The organism is Bradyrhizobium sp. NBAIM08 (genome assembly GCF_020193935.1).
GTDB lineage: Bacteria > Pseudomonadota > Alphaproteobacteria > Rhizobiales > Xanthobacteraceae > Bradyrhizobium > Bradyrhizobium yuanmingense.
Genome location: NZ_JADYVR010000015.1, coordinates 73,591 through 88,584, shown reverse-complemented (window position 1 = coordinate 88,584; position 14,994 = coordinate 73,591). Strand labels below are relative to the sequence as shown.

Sequence of the window (14,994 nt, the reverse complement as noted above, 5' to 3'; positions counted from 1 at the left end):
CTCAGACCGGGCGGTTCTCGTTGCGGTTTTTCACCGGCTCCATCCTCTTTAGCCCGCCGTCGTAAGAGATCTCCTCATAGGACAGATCGAGATCCTTTGCGGCATCGAGGAGGTAATCAAGCTTGCCGCCCGGATCGAGCTTCTTGATGTCGTCCTTGTTGAGCCCGACCAGCTCCATCATCTCCTTCCAAACGGTCGATTCATCGCAGGGCAAGACGTGAAAGTTGATATCACCGAACTTGATTCGATATTTCGCCAGCAAATCGATGTTGTTGCAAAACATGAAGTAGCTGCCGGTTGGGCTTAAGGCGCCGTCAAGGACGGTCGCGACGTCAGCAAGATACGCGAAGGAGTGTAGGTAGCCGGCCAGCACCGGAATAGTGCGTTCTCCGTCCTGCGCGATCGTCAGAACCTGCTCGATCGAATAGTCCGGCGGTCGCTTCTCGTCGGCGACCTGAGTCTGGAACTTCAGTGCGACGTCGCCACGAAAGCCGAACCGGCCCGGCTTGGTAGTCGCGCCTTTGAGTACGGCGTTGAGCAGGCGGCCCTCCTTCTCAAATCTGCCGAGTGCGGTGTTCTCGATTGCAGTCATTAAATTCGTCCTCGATCTAAGCTCTTCACCGACGCCTTGGCCGGTGCCAGATGCGATGCAAATTGCTTGCCGTTGCATGCGTAGCTGCCCGCGCGTAGCTTAGAAAGAAAACGCGTCAGGGGGCCGCGCCTAGTCGTGTCAGGAACCCAACACCGGTTCCAAAGTCAACAGGCGCGGTCCGAAAAAGTGCGCATCATCAAGCGCCTGCGCGCTGGCACGTGACTTGCCCTTAACAGCTAGATCCAAGCTGATGAGGGAAAGCCGTGATCAACCTGACGGACAGCGCAGTGAATGCAATCAAGAGCGCGATTTCATCGTCGGCGCACCCGACCGGCGGTCTGCGCGTCATGATCGAAGCAGGCGGCTGCAATGGATTTAAATACAAGATGGGCCTGGCCGAGGAACCGAAGCCTGACGACACCGTGATCGAATGCGACGGGTTGAAGGTGTTCGTCGATAACAAGAGCCGTGAGCATCTGGTCGGCACGACCATCGATTTCGTGATGGCACTGGAGAGTTCTGGCTTTACCTTTCACAACCCGAACGCCACCGCGAACTGCTCCTGCGGAAAATCGTTCAGCTGATGAAAAAAATCGTTCAGCTGATGAAGAGGACATATCGAAGCATGCCGGCCGAACAACTGAGGCAATCGTCGTCCACTGCGACAGACCTAAAGCGTCGCATTCGCGGGGCTCTCGAAGAGATACGCCCCAATCTGCCACGCGATGATGGCGACTGTCAGCTGATAGGCATCGATGGCAGCAGCAGGATCATGGTCACGCTGACCGGTGCCTGCACGGTTTGTAGACTTCGCGGGTGACGCTGGAAGGCATTCAGGCGCGGCTGGTTGATCAATTCGGCGAATTGAATCTGGTCCCCGTTGCTGCTGCAGGCGAGGCAATGGATGAGCGAGGAATAGAATGCCGATCTACCTCGATAACAATGCAACGACCCGGACCGATCCATCCGTTGTACAAGCCATGTTGCCGTTCTTCACCGAGCAATTCGGCAATGCCTCGTCGACGCATGCCTTTGGCGACGAGGTCGCGGTCGCTGTGAGGCAGGCCCGGCATAGCTTGCGGGGCCTGTTAGGGAACGCATACGATCAAGAAATCGTTTTCACTTCGGGAGGGACCGAGGCGAATAATGCCGCGATCCTCTCTGCGCTTGCGACGCAGGAAGACCGAGACGAGATTGTCACCACCTCGGTAGAGCACTCCGCCGTTCTTGCGTTAACCAAGCAATTGGCGGCAAGAGGAGTCAAGACGCACATCGTACCCGTAGATTCCCGCGGCCGGCTCGATATCGAGGCGTTTCGCTGCGCGCTCGGGCCACGCACAGCGATCGCCTCGGTTATGTGGGCCAACAACGAGACCGGAACGATATTCCCTGTGGAGTTTCTGGCCGGGTTGACCCGTGAGGCGGGCGCGCTGTTTCACACCGATGCAGTCCAGTCCATCGGTAAGGTGCGCGTAAACCTAAAGGACAGTGCGATCGACATGCTGTCGCTATCCGCGCACAAACTGCACGGCCCCAAGGGAATCGGCGCGCTATATTTGCGCAAAGGGACAAAATTCCGGCCGCTGATCTGCGGCGGATCACAGGAACGAGGACGCCGCGGCGGGACTGAGAATATTCCCGGCATCGTCGGCCTGGGAAAGGCTGCCGAGCTCGCGGCGGAGCGGCTCGAACCGGAGCGCGTTCGCATTGGCGCGTTGCGCGACCGCCTAGAGCAGGGAATTTTGCACAATGGCGAGTGCGTTGCGCTCGGCGATATCAGCAATCGGTTAGCGAACACGGCCACTATTGCCTTCGATCATCTCGAAGGCGAAGCCATCGCCCACCATCTCAATCGGGCCGGTATTGCCGTGTCGCTCGGATCAGCCTGCAACTCCGGCTCAATGCAGCCTTCGCATGTTCTGCGTGCCATGCAGGTGCCGGCGTGGCGGATGCGCGGCGCGGTGCGCTTTTCTCTGTCACGTGAAACCTCGTTCGCGGAGGTCGATGAGGTCGTGTGCGCAGTGTCCGACATCGTGGCTCGCCTGCGCGCCACCTCCTGCGTCACAGCCAAGGAGTTGACCACGTGAAAATCATGATCCGCCGGTCTCCGGACGCGGGCCTGTCGATATACGTGCCAAAAAAGGATCTCGAAGAGCCAATCGTGGAATCCGAGCACGAGACGCTATGGGGCGGCTGGATCAAAGTAGCTAATGGCTGGGTGCTCGATTTGCCCGAGATGGCGAGCGACACACGGCTACCGATCACAATCAACGCTAAAAAACGGGGCGAGAACGGGGACGATCCCTGAAGGCGCCCCCGAAGATCGACTTTGTCGATGCGGCCGATGCAAAAGCCACGCTCGTGGACGAGGGCCGCGAGCATTGTTCCCCATCTCGGTCCTGGCCTCGCCGAATTGTGCAGATCCGATATGTCGACCACGCCAGAGGCGTTGCCCGGCTTCTTCGAGCGAGGTTCCGCTGCCGCGGCCGGCTAGGGGCAATGCGTTGGCGTCGGCGCGACAAGTCGAGATCAGCAAAGATCGGTCCGCCGTGACGGCATTGATGGCGCGGGCTTTCGCTCGGCCAGTTCAGCCGACGCGGTCGCGCCATCATCTTGCGTCCCTGTCGCTGCGAGTCATAGTCGACATCTGGTATGATGCCGCCAGGCGCCCGGCGCTGGATAAGCGCGATGGATGGGTCGAAGTGCAGGGTATCACCCGCGTCGGCATTGGCGAAAATCGCTGGTATCGCCTTTACGATTCGCTTGCCGAGAGGTCGGCAGTGCGGTGGCCGTCAGCTGGGCGACGGGGGTGCTGTACAAGTCGCATGGCAGCGTGCAGCCGGCCAACACCTTCCTTATCTCCGACGCGGACTACGTCAGGCGTTGACCGAAATCGACATTCAGACGCCAGTTCCGGACATCCATCAAGGAAAGGCGAACAGACCTTTCTCTTGATCGGCTGTCGCTTCAACGAACAGCTGTTGCGTAGCTATGCGGCGGTAGATCATCAAGCGCTCGGCCAGCACCCACTATGCCATCGTTGATGGGGACGCGCTCTCTCGCAACGAGCTCCGCTTTCTACTCGAGCAACGCCTGACACCGCTTGCGATTGGGTTCCCTTGCACGGTTGAGATACTGCTCACCCATTAGTGGCCTTATGAAGCCCGGATCCCCCAGCTCCTATCGTGGGAGCCGCAACGCGAGAAAACCCGTTCAGATGGAGCCGGTTCCGGCGAGCTTAGCGCGAGCATGCGCAAGCCGTGGAGCTCTGCGTGAGAATGACGACGTATCTGTCGCATCGTCAACAAGCGCATCATTGCTCTTCTTTCGTGCGCCAGCGACGATGGTTTCCGCTAACTCCTTGGCGTATGGCTGCAATTTCATCGTCTGCGCCATGGCATGCAAGTTGCTATCCAGCTTCTTTGATCGTCCTGGGGGGCGATGATGCCAGCAGGGAAAAATGAAAATGAACGCGGAAAGTATGTCAAAGCTGCAGTGGATAGCGGCAAGATGATGCAGCCCGCCCCCGAGCATAAGCGCTGCCGCGCTTCGGCCAAGACCGGACAGGCGAGCTGCGGCTCGCACGCAGGCCAAGGCGATCTGCCGACCGAAATCTGGGAAAAGGTCAAGAACCATCCCTGCTACAGCGAAGAAGCGCATCATCATTACGCCCGTATGCATGTCGCGGTCGCGCCTGCCTGCAACCTCCAGTGCAATTACTGCAACCGAAAATACGACTGCGCCAATGAATCGCGTCCGGGTGTGGTGAGCGAGAAGCTCACGCCTGAGCAGGCGGTCAGAAAAGTGCTCGCGGTCGCGACCAGCATTCCGCAGATGACGGTGCTTGGCATCGCTGGACCGGGCGATGCTCTGGCCAATCCAGCAAAGACGTTCAAGACGTTCGAGCTGGTCGCCAAGGCCGCTCCCGAAATCAAACTGTGTCTGTCAACGAACGGACTCGCACTGCCGGACTATGTTGATACCATCGTCAAGTCCAAGGTTGACCACGTCACCATCACCATCAACATGGTTGATCCCGAAATCGGAGCCAAGATTTATCCGTGGATCTTCTTCAACCACAAGCGATACACGGGTATTGACGCGGCAAGAATACTCACCGATCGCCAACTGCAAGGTCTCGAGATGCTTAGCGAACGAGGTATCCTGTGCAAGGTCAACTCGGTGATGATCCCAAACATCAACGACGACCACCTGATCGAGGTCAACAAGGCGGTGAAGTCGCGCGGTGCCTTCCTTCACAATATCATGCCGCTGATCTCCGCGCCCGAACACGGCACAGTATTTGGCCTCAACGGTCAGCGCGGACCGACGGCGCAAGAATTGAAGGCGCTGCAAGATGCTTGTGAAGGAGAGATAAAAATTATGCGCCATTGTCGCCAGTGCCGGGCCGATGCGGTCGGTCTGCTCGGGCAGGACCGCAGCGCAGAGTTCACCACCGATCAGGTCATGAAAATGGACGTCGAATATGACCTAGAGATGCGCAAGGCATATCAGGGCAGGGTAGAGCATGAGCGTGCCGCCAGAGTCGCGGTCGCCCAAAAGGAGCTTGCGAAATTTGCCGGGGAGATGAGCGCGATCACTCTTCTAGTGGCCGTCGCAACCAAGGGCTCGGGGGTGATCAACGAGCACTTTGGGCATGCAAAGGAATTCCAGGTCTACGAACTTTCTACATCCGGCGCCAAATTCGTCGGCCACCGCCGCGTGGACGTTTACTGCCAGGGCGGTTATGGCGAGGAGGACAGGCTTTCCGCCATCATGCGTGGCATCCATGACTGCCATGCGGTCTTCGTCTCCAAGATAGGCGGCTGCCCGAAAAGCAATCTGATCAAGGCAGGGATCGAGCCGGTCGATCAATATGCCCATGAGTTCATTGAGAAGTCGGCGATCGCCTGGTTCAGATCCTATCTGGATAAGGTGAAACGCGGGGAGATCCAGCACGCGCAGCGCGGCGACGCCGCGATCCCGCAAGGATCTCTTTTCTCCGCAGGCTAAGGGGGATATATGCCATTCAAGATCATCGCCTCGCAGTGTACGAGCTGTTCAGCCTGCGAACCCTTATGCCCGAACGTTGCTATCTCGGAGAAGGGGGGCAGCTTTGTCATTGAAGCGGCGAAATGCACTGAATGTGTTGGCTATTTCGACGAGCCGCAATGCGTCGCCGCCTGTCCGGTCGACAATACCTGTGTGGTTGACACGTCCTTTCCTCGCTACCAGGCGCCAGTCTAAAGTGTGAACCCCATGAACGGCACGCCAAGAGCGGGTGCTGAAAACGTCGCAAGCTTCGTGCTGCGCGTTGGCGGCGGCGCGGACGCCGACGTTCGGTCCTCCATCACGGACGACGACTGCGCTGGCTTGCCCTGCGATCGTGCTGTTGCTGGTCGGCAGCACGGCCCTGGCGGGCATTTCATTCTGCGCGGCGGTCCAAGGCGTTTCGCGATTCCGAGAGCGGCCTTCCTACCCAGCGCTGCTGTCGTCGATGAGACTGACCACGCCGCGCGAGTATGAAGTGATGCAGGATCTCGCCTGCCGTGGGCGAGGCAGCTTCCTACATCTCTAGAGGGAGCGATGCATGAGGAGCGGTACATGAACAGCATTGTTCGCGACAGCGACGTCGTCGAGCTCAGCGACCCGCCCGTCTTCAGCTTTGGCCAAAAGCTGCGAGCCAATCGCACCATCCGCAATGATGGCACCTATCGCGGCAAGGAGATTGGCGACGTCTTAGTCAAGAAGGGGGAGGTCGGTTATGTCGTCTCGATCGGCACGTTCCTGCAGCAATTCTACATCTACGGCGTTGAGTTTTTGGAAAGCGGCTACCGCGTTGGCATGAAGCGCAAGGAGCTAGAGCCGGTGGACACGTGCGAGGAGATCGATGATCTGCCATTCCCGGAGGAGTCATGACTCAGCCCGGCGTTCCGAAATATCAGCGGGGCCAGCGGGTCAAAACCGCAGTCGACCTCATCAACGACCACTCATATCCCGACATGGAGCCCGAGGGAGTCTTGCTCGCGGCCGGAGCGACCGGCGAGATCATCAACGTCGCGATCCATACCGAAGCGAACGTGCCGATCTATATTGTCGATTTTGGTGAGCAGATGCTCATCGGCTGTCTTGAAGAAGAAATCACAGTGCTTTGAATGGAGGCTTCGCGATGAATGCCGCGCTGATGAGAACGGTAAAGGCCGGGCTGGTGCCTCACCCCAACGAACTCGATCGCAAACGGATCGAGCGCGGCTTGAGCTCGCGCAAGCGTTATCTCTACGTCTCGCCGAACGTGACGCCGGTGAGGGGCGGCTACCTCGTCGAGAGCCCCTGTTGCTCGCGCAACATCGACAAGGATGGCGCTCTCATCGATGTCGCACTGATTCATTATGATGCCGTGAGCGGGATCTGGAAGCTGTTTCGCAAGAACCACGCGCGAGGAACCTGGGAATTTTACAGCCTTTACCATCGGTTGACTTCTGCAATCGACGAATTGAATGCGGATCCGGAGCGTCTGTTCTGGCAATGACGCCGCGCCTTTGACGAGTCATAGAGGAGCCACGATGGCGCTCACCGCGGAGGAATTGATCGAAATCGAGCGGCTGCTTGCAGCCGATCGCGCCGAGATGGGTCCGTTTGTCGAGCTGCGGCACCGCTTTCCACAGCTTGCTTGGGTGCGCTGTGATGCGTCGGATGTGGCGGATCAGCCGTTCCGGCAGTTTCCGCGTTTCGACCTTCATCTGATCGATGGATCAGATCACTGCGTGCAGATTACGGCCGATCCGACGCGGGCGACCGGCATCGTATTGGCCAAAAGGAATGTGCGGCGGTGAGCACTGAACTAGCAGAGTATCGGCTTGATGGTGCGCACACTGTGGAGGAGAATACATCATTCATTCCACTGTTCGATTCCGATATCACCTTCTCTGAGCTCTCTGCCGTGGAGACGCTGCTGTGTTCGCCGCAAATTTCCAACGGGCGGATCACTGAGGCGTTTGAGCACGCTTTCGCCGCCTATCTTGGTCGCAAATATGTTGATGCGGTCTCGAGTGGTACCATCGGGCTCCTGCTTGCGCTGAAGGCGCTCGGCATCGGCCCGGGGCAGGAGGTTTTCGCCTCGCCCTACTCCTTTCGCGAAACCGCGCATGCCACCAGTCTCGCGGGCGCACGAGTGGTATTTGCAGATGTCGATTATTGGTCGGGAGCATTAGTCCCAGCGAAGGCCAAAGAGCGCATCACGGCCAACACGCGGGCGATTGTCGCCGGCAATCCTAACGGTCATCCCGCGCCGTGGTCGGAACTGCGTGCGGTCGCGCAGCGCCATCAGCTGCTGCTTTTGGAGGATTACACCGAGGCGATTGGATCGAGCTACAAGGACGGATTGAGCATACGTCGCTTGTGGCAGCGTTGCCTGGTGCGGATCGTGATCCACACAAATGCGGGAGCACGCCGTGCGGTTGGAGGCACGCACTCGTGTTAAGTCCGCGCGAGAAATGCTCCAAGCGGGTGAAGAATACCTGCTCGATAGTACAAAAGGCGCGGCGTCTAAGGCGCGGCTTGAGCCCCCACGCGCCAAGGTGCCCGAGTCGAGATCGTCGGTGTACGGTCGGGATCCTTAGAGTTGCCAAAACAGGGGATCGGTATGAGCTCGCAAGAAGTCATCATCCACGTCCGCTTCGGTCCGGACGGGAGGGTGATCCAGATCAGTGAGCGTCCGGCGAAGCTCACGCCGATCCAATGGTTTGATGTCCTGAACGCCCGTGCCAGCTCGGCTTATCGGCCGCTCGCTCGTGGCCGCGGGATTTTTCGGCTGAGCCGGACTGCGATCGAAGCCTTCAAGCAGGAAACTGCGAGGCCGGGATGAGCGAACCGATAATCGGCGACCTGATGAGCGATAAGACGGAGGTTTTTGCCGTCTGCCCGGCCGATGCCCTCGAGCGGAGTGGGGCCATGGGCTTCAGCCTGTCGCGGATCGATGATAGGGGCGAGAGCCGCCCGTTTCCAATTATTGTGGTGCGCACCTTCGGCAACGACTATTTTGGTTACGTCAATCGTTGTCCGCATGAGAGCGTCTGGCTTAACATCGGCACCGGTGCGTTTTTCTCGTCAGACCGTTCCTTTCTCAGATGCGGCCGGCACGGCGCAAGATTCGAGATCGACACTGGGATGTGCATCGACGGCCCCTGCGATGGACAATCGCTTGAGCCGGTACCGCTCGCCGTGATCGAAGGTGACGTCTGCCTGTGCGGCGTCAGGCTGCTGGAGGACGATCGGTCTGCCGACCCGTTCGCGGACAGCGACGAAACCATGGATATCACGATCCATCCGGACTAACGGGCCTATCGCTTTGTTATGCTCAAGCTGCTTGAGGCGCCTTGCCGTCGGATGAAGCCGTCGTACTCGTGAGCGTTGGCAGATGCGTGTCACGGCTGTTGATTTGTGAGACAAAACGGGCACCTTGCGCGGATTGCAGCCCTGCCACTCCGCGACCTCCGTCGCACCAAGAAGCTGCCCTTGCACTAGCTCGCCAAATCGAGCGGGCAGGCAGGACATGCTTCCTACTGCAGGCGATATGTTGGAGAGGGAAATGCCCCCGGCGGCTGGAAGTTCGCCGAGGGCATCGTCTGGGCTGGGAGAATGTGGGGCCCAGACTGACAGGACCGTTTGGGGAGGAGGAATGACGATCCTGTGTCAAAACTCTTTGGCCGGCGGACGCAGCTGGCGTTATTGCCTGCGCTGCAACTGCCATGCCACTCCGTTCGTGCGAGGCCCTTAGCGGATGTCAGCTAGGACCCGTTAGGAGCAAATGCATGTGAGCAGGTGCTCGTTGTTCGTCGCAAATTTGCCGCTGCAAGCGCGTCTTGACGTGTATCGTGGGAAGCCTGCGGGCCGCTGCGTTGCCGGTTTAACGTTCCTGCCAATCGGGATTGCGGCCGGCTTGGTCTGCAGCCTCAAAGGTGGCTCAGCAATCATCGCTGTCTCGTTGGGCTCTTGCGACAGGCGCTATCTGTTGAGCAAACGATAGATCGGCAGCGACGGAACACAGCAGCAGGCCGAGGCGGGAGGTCAAATGCTATGCGAGTTTTGTCGTGTCCGAAACAGAAGCGAACGACGTTGTCGCAACCTGCGCAATAATTGTGAGTCGCGCCGCGAAAAGGAAGGGATCGTTGGACAAACGAACGTTACGCATCTGGTGTGCAACTTGCTTTGGAGAAGTTGAATGATGAGCAAGTGATGCGGGAGTAAAAAGGTCGCGATGATGGCAGAAGAGGTTGGAATTGATCAAAGAGGCTGATCCGGACGCGAAGGTGTCTATCGCTGATCTTCAGCGATGACAACCACTATGGCACCCGCTCATTTCGCCAGCATTGGCAAGCGCGAGTGGGAATCAGTAGCATCAAAGTCTTCGATGCAGCGTTTAATCGTAAGAGATTGTGGGAGCGACGTGCTCGCACCTTGTCATCTTTTCAGATGAAGCCCATTGATCACAGGACAGGCGCATGAACTCAGAAGCCGAATTCGAACTTCCTCAACTTTATAGGCATCATGTCTTTGCCTGCAACATGCAGCGTCCGCCAACTCATCCGCACGGCAGCTGTGGCGCCTTTGGCGCGCAAGCCCTGTGGGATCGAATGAGCAAGGCGGTCGAAGCGCAAGGCCTCAACGATATTGGCTTCACGATGGCAGGCTGCCTTGGCTTTTGTAACGCTGGTCCCTTGATGGTAGTCTATCCCGATGGAGTGTGGTATCGCGCGACCACGCCTGAGGACGTTGACGAAATCGTAAACTCCCACCTCAAGCAGGGCAAACGTGTCGACCGCCTTGTGATGGTGCTAAAGCGAAGCTAGAGGCTTCGCCCAGCGGCCACGTGCCCGGGCTAGCAAGCATGGACGGCTTGTCAGTCCATGAGCTGGCCGCCCGGAGCTAGGATCGTCTGAGGTTGAGCGGAGGCCTCACGCTCTGGGTCTGCGAACAGCAGGTCATTGACCTCGGCGCGGGTGTTGCCTTTTTTCTCCGGGCCGATCGGCAAATGGCGCCTTTTGCAACGCGAACAAGAATATGAACACATGCTGGGTCGATCTGTTTGTGTACCGTCACTCCATGCCGCGCGATCCGTAGCTTACAGCGAGAGCAATGCTGCGAATGGCTCCCCGCTTCTCGTGAGATGACGCGTCCTTGACGCGTCATCTCGCTCCCTGCTTGCACAGCGGTGAGGTTAGGGGACGCGCTCGATGAGCTCGTACGTCCGGAATGATCAAACGGATTCCCCATTCTGCTCCTGTTCTAGCGTCAGAACCTGTAAGTGACGCCGCCGCTGACGAGCCATGGATCGATATTGGCGCGCCCGGTGACGGCAATCGCATTGTTTACGGTCGCGGAGTACTCCGGCCGCAGCCACAGCTTCTTCACGTCAAAGTTGAGGCCCCAGTGACGATCAAGCATGTAATCGAAGCCGAATTGGACCGCCGCGCCGAATTGGTTGCTGATGTGCAAATCCGTCACCGCAAGACCGGCGGGCGACGTATTGGCTGCCGATTGGTTGAAGAATGCGGTGTAGTTGATGCCCGCACCGATATAGGGTTTGAGCGCGCCGAATTCGGTGAAGTGATATTGCAGGGTCAGTGTTGGCGGCAACAGCCAGGCTTTGCCGATATCGAGGCCAGTGAGCGCGCCATTGCCGCTGATGTGATGGCTGGTCACGCCGAGAATGAGTTCGGCGGCAACGTTTTTTGTGAAGAAATAGGTGATGTCGAGCTCGGGTACGGCTTGATCGCTGATCGAAAGGCCAGAACTTGGTGAGGACAGCGAGGGGGCCCCGGCGATGCTGACCGAGCTGCCTGCGGTATCCGGCAAAACGCCAAGCACGCGCAGGCGGATCATCCATGGATTGAAGGGTTCGATCGGAGGCGCTTTATAGTAGACCGGCGTCCGACCCAGATCCGCAGCCTGTACCGAGATGCTGGCCAACGAGGTCGCGAGCGCGAGGAGCGATGCCCTCGTCAGAACTGTCCTTGTTCTCATCGAATTCTCCATTCCAAAATCGGCGCGAAGAGCCGCGCGAGATCTCTGTGACACTGGGGAATGGCGGAGGATTTGATACCGATCAAATGGGAGCGGCCATAGCGCAATTATGCCGCTAAGTTGCATAAGGATCACGGCCGCGAAGCGTTGTGATCTGTTCTGATCGTTATTCAATTGAATAGAGCAGAATGTCTTCAAGAAACCGCTTCTCGCCTTGGTGCTGTGATCCAATCCGTGCCGCGGAGGTCATGCGCGATAAAGGCGGCAACTGCGGCGGCCTCTCACACACTACACAGGCGAGAAGCGCGGCATTCGAGCGCAATAGAGGCGATGCCCCTTACGGAGCAGTCACTCGTGCGAGCGTCTCAGGGAAGGTCCCGTCGCTTACTACCGGTGAAGGAAGCCGGAAGTGGGAAACGGCATCTCTGCCTCGCTTGATAGCGGTGGGTACCCTCCGCCCGTTTCTCACGTCTGCGGACAACGCGTACGGTTTGCTTCGTGCAAGCATCCGCCGAGATCATCTTGCGTGTTGCCGCCAAGCAGGGACAGCACGGGCTCATGATCGAGTCCGGCACATCGTGCCCCGTCTACGTCGATCAGCGGTCGTCGTATCAGGAGCGGATCGACTATCATCAATGCGAGCGCGCTTGCCGGGTCGATAGTATCGGATTGACTTCGCCTGACTTGATACGGGGGGCAGCTCGGTTGAACCAGGCTTTGACCGGCACATTGCCGAAGAAGCCGCGCAATTTCTCCGCATCCCATGAATCTTTCAAGATGTCTCGGGCGATCACGTCGGACTTCAGCTTGAATCTGACGCGCGTTAGTGGCGCAGCCGGGCTTCTGATAAAAGATGATTGTCGCCACGACATACCTATGTAGGCGCGCTGAGCTGAACGATTGGCATGGCGCGGCTGCTTTCGGGAGCCCATTCGAATTTCTTGCCGATCATCTCCAATGTCAGCGCATCAAGCGCCGTACCGTATTTGCAACACTCGCGGCTGGTCCGCCAGGTTTCGAGCCCGACCGGCATATTCACTGTCCTAGGATCGCCCGGCTTGCGAGAAGAGGACAAAGTGCCGTTCCACACCAGAAGGCATCGGAACAGGTCTCGCCAAATCGGCTTTTCGCGTAGATTGTTGTGGTCGTTGTTAGTTTTCTGACAGTCGCGCAGATCCTGTCAGATCCAAAATAGCCAAGGCCTCACTCACCGGCTGGTGTTTTTTAGAAACGTAATCAGAAGCTTAAGGAGCGCGGTCAAGCGTTGGCACGGCGGTTGCTAATAAGCGACAGCAACACTGAGTGAGGGCTGAGTGCACGCCGACGCGTAACACGAGCGATGCGCTCCTTCCCTCGAACCCGTGTGCCCCCGTTTCTGAGAGAGAAACAAGCTCGCGCGCAAGAAGCGCGCAACTTTTGGCAAATCGGTTGATGGAGAGCAACATGTCTTCACTGAGACAAATCGCGTTCTACGGGAAGGGCGGCATCGGCAAGTCGACCACTTCGCAGAACACGCTGGCGGCGCTGGCCGAGATGGGTCAGAAAATTCTGATTGTAGGGTGCGATCCGAAAGCGGACTCGACCCGCTTGATTCTGCACGCCAAGGCGCAAGACACGATTTTGAGCCTTGCAGCGAGCGCCGGCAGCGTTGAGGACCTCGAGCTCGAGGACGTAATGAAGGTCGGCTACAAGGACATTCGCTGCGTGGAGTCCGGTGGTCCTGAGCCGGGTGTCGGCTGCGCCGGCCGCGGCGTCATCACCTCGATCAATTTCCTGGAGGAGAACGGAGCCTACGAGAACATTGACTATGTCTCATACGACGTGCTCGGCGACGTCGTTTGCGGTGGTTTTGCGATGCCAATCCGCGAGAACAAGGCGCAGGAAATCTATATCGTGATGTCCGGTGAGATGATGGCGATGTATGCTGCGAACAACATTTCCAAAGGCATCCTGAAATACGCGAACTCTGGCGGCGTGCGGCTGGGCGGTCTGATCTGCAACGAGCGGCAGACCGACAAGGAGCTGGAACTGGCGGAAGCGTTGGCCAAGAAGCTAGGCACTCAGCTGATCTACTTCGTGCCACGCGACAACGTGGTGCAGCATGCCGAGTTACGCCGCATGACGGTGCTTGAATATGCACCCGATTCCAAGCAGGCCGATCACTATCGCAATCTTGCGACCAAGGTTCATAACAATGGCGGCAAAGGCATCATCCCGACCCCAATCTCCATGGACGAGCTCGAGGACATGCTGATGGAGCATGGCATCATGAAGCCCGTGGATGAATCCATCATCGGCAAGACCGCCGCCGAACTCGCGGCCTCGTAAAGGTCGCGAGTCGCGGCCTTGTAAAGGCGCGCGACGGATGCCGGTCTCCCTCACCGCCCATCCCGGGAGGCCGGCATTCTGACGATCGACCCTGATCAAAACCAGGATGCGGCACGCAAACCTGACCATTGTGGAAACCCGCAAAATTATGTTCGAAGCGCACTTCCTTCCGTCGCCGGCTGCTTGTGCCGTTGATATCAACAGCCAGATGCACAGGGGAATTGCAACCTATCGCATGCTCACCGGTGTGCCTCCTACAGATGCCGATATTACCATTGACAGCGATCTCGATCGCCATGTCCTGGCGTCTATCCTGGCGGCTGCCACAATGGATGGTGGCTCTCTTCCCGAGAAGGCTGGCCTGTCCGGCCTTGAACTGGTGGCCTTGCTGGAGCAGTACTTTCCCTCGCTTGAGATCAAGCTCGCGGAGCAGCTCTCGGATTTCGAGTGCGAAGAGGACGACGAGATCGCAATGTTGCGCGATCTCTTGCTCGAGCAACGCTCGACGGAAGGGGATATCGGCCGCTGGCTGGCTGCGATGATCGCGCGCCGTGCCATTGAGCCAGACCACCTGTGGGAAGCGCTCGGCTTGCGCAATCGTGGCGAGCTCTCTCGGCTGCTGAGCCGCCATTTCGCGCCGCTCGCCGCGCGCAATGTCAACAATATGCGCTGGAAGCGTTTCTTCTACCGCATGCTTTGCGAGAATGAAGGGCTCGTGATGTGCACAACACCTGTGTGCAAGCAATGTGACGACTTCAACCTGTGCTTCGGCGAAGAAAGCGGTGAGAGCCGGATGGCCGAGCGCCGGCGCGATCTTCTGTTCCGGGCGGCTCGGCCGGTCGTTGCCGGAGACTGTCCATCTGAACTGCCAGGAGCGTCCGCTATCGCCCCGTCATCCGAGAAAGCCTCGCCGGATTTGGTAAGTCGCGCGGGAGGTTGAGGGCGCGGCCGACGCCGCTTCGATGTGAGCGAGTGACCATGTGTCCAAGGCGGCGGCGGGCCCAAGTGGACCGCGACAATTCTCACATCCTGGCGAGCCGCAATTGCTAACG

At 58.4% G+C, this 14,994-nt stretch carries 19 protein-coding genes and 1 pseudogene; 16 read left to right on the top strand and 4 right to left on the bottom strand.

Annotation, left to right across the window (positions count from 1 at the left end; translation table 11 throughout):
* Nucleotide 1: 1 nt before the first annotated feature.
* Nucleotides 2-592, bottom strand: a complete 591-nt coding sequence (locus I6F37_RS33770; protein WP_225129648.1) for a hypothetical protein — start codon at nucleotides 590-592, stop codon at nucleotides 2-4.
* Between the two features lie 263 nt (nucleotides 593-855).
* Between I6F37_RS33770 and I6F37_RS33765 the strand changes: the two genes are divergently transcribed.
* The 4 genes from I6F37_RS33765 (at nucleotide 856) to nifT (ending at nucleotide 2,900) form a co-directional block, all read left to right on the top strand.
* Nucleotides 856-1,176: an iron-sulfur cluster assembly accessory protein gene (locus I6F37_RS33765; RefSeq protein ID WP_225129572.1), complete on the top strand. Its 321-nt coding sequence runs from the start codon at nucleotides 856-858 to the stop codon at nucleotides 1,174-1,176.
* Entirely contained in the window at nucleotides 1,176-1,412 is a 237-nt protein-coding gene (locus I6F37_RS33760) for a NifU family protein (protein WP_306469170.1), read from the top strand. The genes I6F37_RS33765 and I6F37_RS33760 overlap by 1 nt, the downstream gene beginning before the upstream one ends.
* A gap of 100 nt (nucleotides 1,413-1,512) precedes the next feature.
* Nucleotides 1,513-2,679 carry a cysteine desulfurase NifS gene (gene nifS, locus I6F37_RS33755; RefSeq protein ID WP_225129568.1) on the top strand — a complete coding sequence of 389 codons (1,167 nt, stop codon included), beginning with the start codon at nucleotides 1,513-1,515 and terminating at the stop codon, nucleotides 2,677-2,679.
* The gene (gene nifT / locus I6F37_RS33750) at nucleotides 2,676-2,900 is read left to right on the top strand and encodes a putative nitrogen fixation protein NifT (RefSeq protein ID WP_027571421.1); all 225 of its coding nucleotides are present in this window, start codon (nucleotides 2,676-2,678) and stop codon (nucleotides 2,898-2,900) included. The genes nifS and nifT overlap by 4 nt, the downstream gene beginning before the upstream one ends.
* Before the next feature lie 905 nt (nucleotides 2,901-3,805).
* On the opposite strand, the gene I6F37_RS33745 is transcribed toward nifT, so the two are convergent.
* A complete protein-coding gene (locus I6F37_RS33745; protein ID WP_225153930.1) occupies nucleotides 3,806-3,988 on the bottom strand; it encodes a hypothetical protein in 183 nt (60 codons plus the stop codon).
* Nucleotides 3,989-4,105: 117 nt separating this feature from the next.
* Between I6F37_RS33745 and nifB the strand changes: the two genes are divergently transcribed.
* The 10 genes and pseudogenes from nifB to I6F37_RS33695 all read left to right on the top strand — a co-directional run bounded on the left by nifB (nucleotide 4,106) and on the right by I6F37_RS33695 (nucleotide 10,440).
* A complete protein-coding gene (gene nifB / locus I6F37_RS33740; RefSeq protein WP_225129646.1) occupies nucleotides 4,106-5,605 on the top strand; it encodes a nitrogenase cofactor biosynthesis protein NifB in 1,500 nt (499 codons plus the stop codon).
* A gap of 9 nt (nucleotides 5,606-5,614) precedes the next feature.
* Nucleotides 5,615-5,839, top strand: a complete 225-nt coding sequence (locus I6F37_RS33735; protein WP_225129566.1) for a 4Fe-4S binding protein — start codon at nucleotides 5,615-5,617, stop codon at nucleotides 5,837-5,839.
* A 357-nt stretch (nucleotides 5,840-6,196) separates the two neighbouring features.
* Nucleotides 6,197-6,511, top strand: a complete 315-nt coding sequence (locus I6F37_RS33730) for a nitrogen fixation protein NifZ (RefSeq protein WP_225129565.1) — start codon at nucleotides 6,197-6,199, stop codon at nucleotides 6,509-6,511.
* The gene (locus I6F37_RS33725) at nucleotides 6,508-6,747 is read left to right on the top strand and encodes a nitrogen fixation protein NifZ (protein ID WP_225129563.1); all 240 of its coding nucleotides are present in this window, start codon (nucleotides 6,508-6,510) and stop codon (nucleotides 6,745-6,747) included. Before I6F37_RS33730 ends, I6F37_RS33725 begins: the two co-directional genes overlap by 4 nt.
* A 14-nt stretch (nucleotides 6,748-6,761) precedes the next feature.
* The gene (locus tag I6F37_RS33720; RefSeq protein ID WP_225129561.1) at nucleotides 6,762-7,121 is read left to right on the top strand and encodes a DUF3024 domain-containing protein; all 360 of its coding nucleotides are present in this window, start codon (nucleotides 6,762-6,764) and stop codon (nucleotides 7,119-7,121) included.
* Nucleotides 7,122-7,155: 34 nt separating this feature from the next.
* Nucleotides 7,156-7,425 carry a DUF6129 family protein gene (locus tag I6F37_RS33715; RefSeq protein WP_225129559.1) on the top strand — a complete coding sequence of 90 codons (270 nt, stop codon included), beginning with the start codon at nucleotides 7,156-7,158 and terminating at the stop codon, nucleotides 7,423-7,425.
* Between the two features lie 41 nt (nucleotides 7,426-7,466).
* Nucleotides 7,467-7,967 (top strand): annotated as a pseudogene (locus tag I6F37_RS33710) (aminotransferase class I/II-fold pyridoxal phosphate-dependent enzyme); the annotation flags it as partial.
* 267 nt (nucleotides 7,968-8,234) lie between these two features.
* Nucleotides 8,235-8,456, top strand: a complete 222-nt coding sequence (locus I6F37_RS33705; RefSeq protein ID WP_225129557.1) for a hypothetical protein — start codon at nucleotides 8,235-8,237, stop codon at nucleotides 8,454-8,456.
* Nucleotides 8,453-8,926: a Rieske 2Fe-2S domain-containing protein gene (locus tag I6F37_RS33700; protein ID WP_225129556.1), complete on the top strand. Its 474-nt coding sequence runs from the start codon at nucleotides 8,453-8,455 to the stop codon at nucleotides 8,924-8,926. Before I6F37_RS33705 ends, I6F37_RS33700 begins: the two co-directional genes overlap by 4 nt.
* Nucleotides 8,927-10,092: 1,166 nt before the next feature.
* A complete protein-coding gene (locus I6F37_RS33695) occupies nucleotides 10,093-10,440 on the top strand; it encodes a ferredoxin (protein ID WP_225129554.1) in 348 nt (115 codons plus the stop codon).
* 442 nt (nucleotides 10,441-10,882) lie between these two features.
* On the opposite strand, the gene I6F37_RS33690 is transcribed toward I6F37_RS33695, so the two are convergent.
* Both I6F37_RS33690 and I6F37_RS33680 read right to left on the bottom strand, forming a co-directional pair.
* Entirely contained in the window at nucleotides 10,883-11,626 is a 744-nt protein-coding gene (locus I6F37_RS33690) for an OmpW family protein (RefSeq protein ID WP_225129552.1), read from the bottom strand.
* Between the two features lie 862 nt (nucleotides 11,627-12,488).
* The gene (locus I6F37_RS33680) at nucleotides 12,489-12,647 is read right to left on the bottom strand and encodes a hypothetical protein (protein ID WP_225129550.1); all 159 of its coding nucleotides are present in this window, start codon (nucleotides 12,645-12,647) and stop codon (nucleotides 12,489-12,491) included.
* Between the two features lie 410 nt (nucleotides 12,648-13,057).
* Here I6F37_RS33680 and nifH point away from each other — a divergent pair, with 410 nt between their 5' ends.
* Both nifH and I6F37_RS33670 read left to right on the top strand, forming a co-directional pair.
* Complete coding sequence (gene nifH, locus I6F37_RS33675; protein WP_027571409.1) at nucleotides 13,058-13,942, top strand: nitrogenase iron protein; 885 nt, start codon at nucleotides 13,058-13,060, stop codon at nucleotides 13,940-13,942.
* 148 nt (nucleotides 13,943-14,090) lie between these two features.
* On the top strand, nucleotides 14,091-14,882 hold the full coding sequence (locus I6F37_RS33670) for a nitrogen fixation protein NifQ (protein WP_225129644.1): 792 nt from the start codon (nucleotides 14,091-14,093) through the stop codon (nucleotides 14,880-14,882).
* Nucleotides 14,883-14,994 lie beyond the last annotated feature (112 nt).

Bases quoted from the DNA above. Each gene is read 5' to 3' on its own strand.
- I6F37_RS33770 (WP_225129648.1), bottom strand. From the start codon at position 592: ATGACTGCAATCGAGAACACCGCACTCGGCAGATTTGAGAAGGAGGGC.
- I6F37_RS33760 (WP_306469170.1), top strand. From the start codon at position 1,176: ATGAAAAAAATCGTTCAGCTGATGAAGAGGACATATCGAAGCATGCCG.
- nifS (WP_225129568.1), top strand. From the start codon at position 1,513: ATGCCGATCTACCTCGATAACAATGCAACGACCCGGACCGATCCATCC.
- I6F37_RS33745 (WP_225153930.1), bottom strand. From the start codon at position 3,988: ATGGCGCAGACGATGAAATTGCAGCCATACGCCAAGGAGTTAGCGGAA.
- nifB (WP_225129646.1), top strand. From the start codon at position 4,106: ATGCAGCCCGCCCCCGAGCATAAGCGCTGCCGCGCTTCGGCCAAGACC.
- I6F37_RS33735 (WP_225129566.1), top strand. From the start codon at position 5,615: ATGCCATTCAAGATCATCGCCTCGCAGTGTACGAGCTGTTCAGCCTGC.
- I6F37_RS33730 (WP_225129565.1), top strand. From the start codon at position 6,197: ATGAACAGCATTGTTCGCGACAGCGACGTCGTCGAGCTCAGCGACCCG.
- I6F37_RS33725 (WP_225129563.1), top strand. From the start codon at position 6,508: ATGACTCAGCCCGGCGTTCCGAAATATCAGCGGGGCCAGCGGGTCAAA.
- I6F37_RS33720 (WP_225129561.1), top strand. From the start codon at position 6,762: ATGAATGCCGCGCTGATGAGAACGGTAAAGGCCGGGCTGGTGCCTCAC.
- I6F37_RS33715 (WP_225129559.1), top strand. From the start codon at position 7,156: ATGGCGCTCACCGCGGAGGAATTGATCGAAATCGAGCGGCTGCTTGCA.
- I6F37_RS33705 (WP_225129557.1), top strand. From the start codon at position 8,235: ATGAGCTCGCAAGAAGTCATCATCCACGTCCGCTTCGGTCCGGACGGG.
- I6F37_RS33700 (WP_225129556.1), top strand. From the start codon at position 8,453: ATGAGCGAACCGATAATCGGCGACCTGATGAGCGATAAGACGGAGGTT.
- I6F37_RS33695 (WP_225129554.1), top strand. From the start codon at position 10,093: ATGAACTCAGAAGCCGAATTCGAACTTCCTCAACTTTATAGGCATCAT.
- I6F37_RS33690 (WP_225129552.1), bottom strand. From the start codon at position 11,626: ATGGAGAATTCGATGAGAACAAGGACAGTTCTGACGAGGGCATCGCTC.
- I6F37_RS33680 (WP_225129550.1), bottom strand. From the start codon at position 12,647: ATGCCGGTCGGGCTCGAAACCTGGCGGACCAGCCGCGAGTGTTGCAAA.
- nifH (WP_027571409.1), top strand. From the start codon at position 13,058: ATGTCTTCACTGAGACAAATCGCGTTCTACGGGAAGGGCGGCATCGGC.
- I6F37_RS33670 (WP_225129644.1), top strand. From the start codon at position 14,091: ATGTTCGAAGCGCACTTCCTTCCGTCGCCGGCTGCTTGTGCCGTTGAT.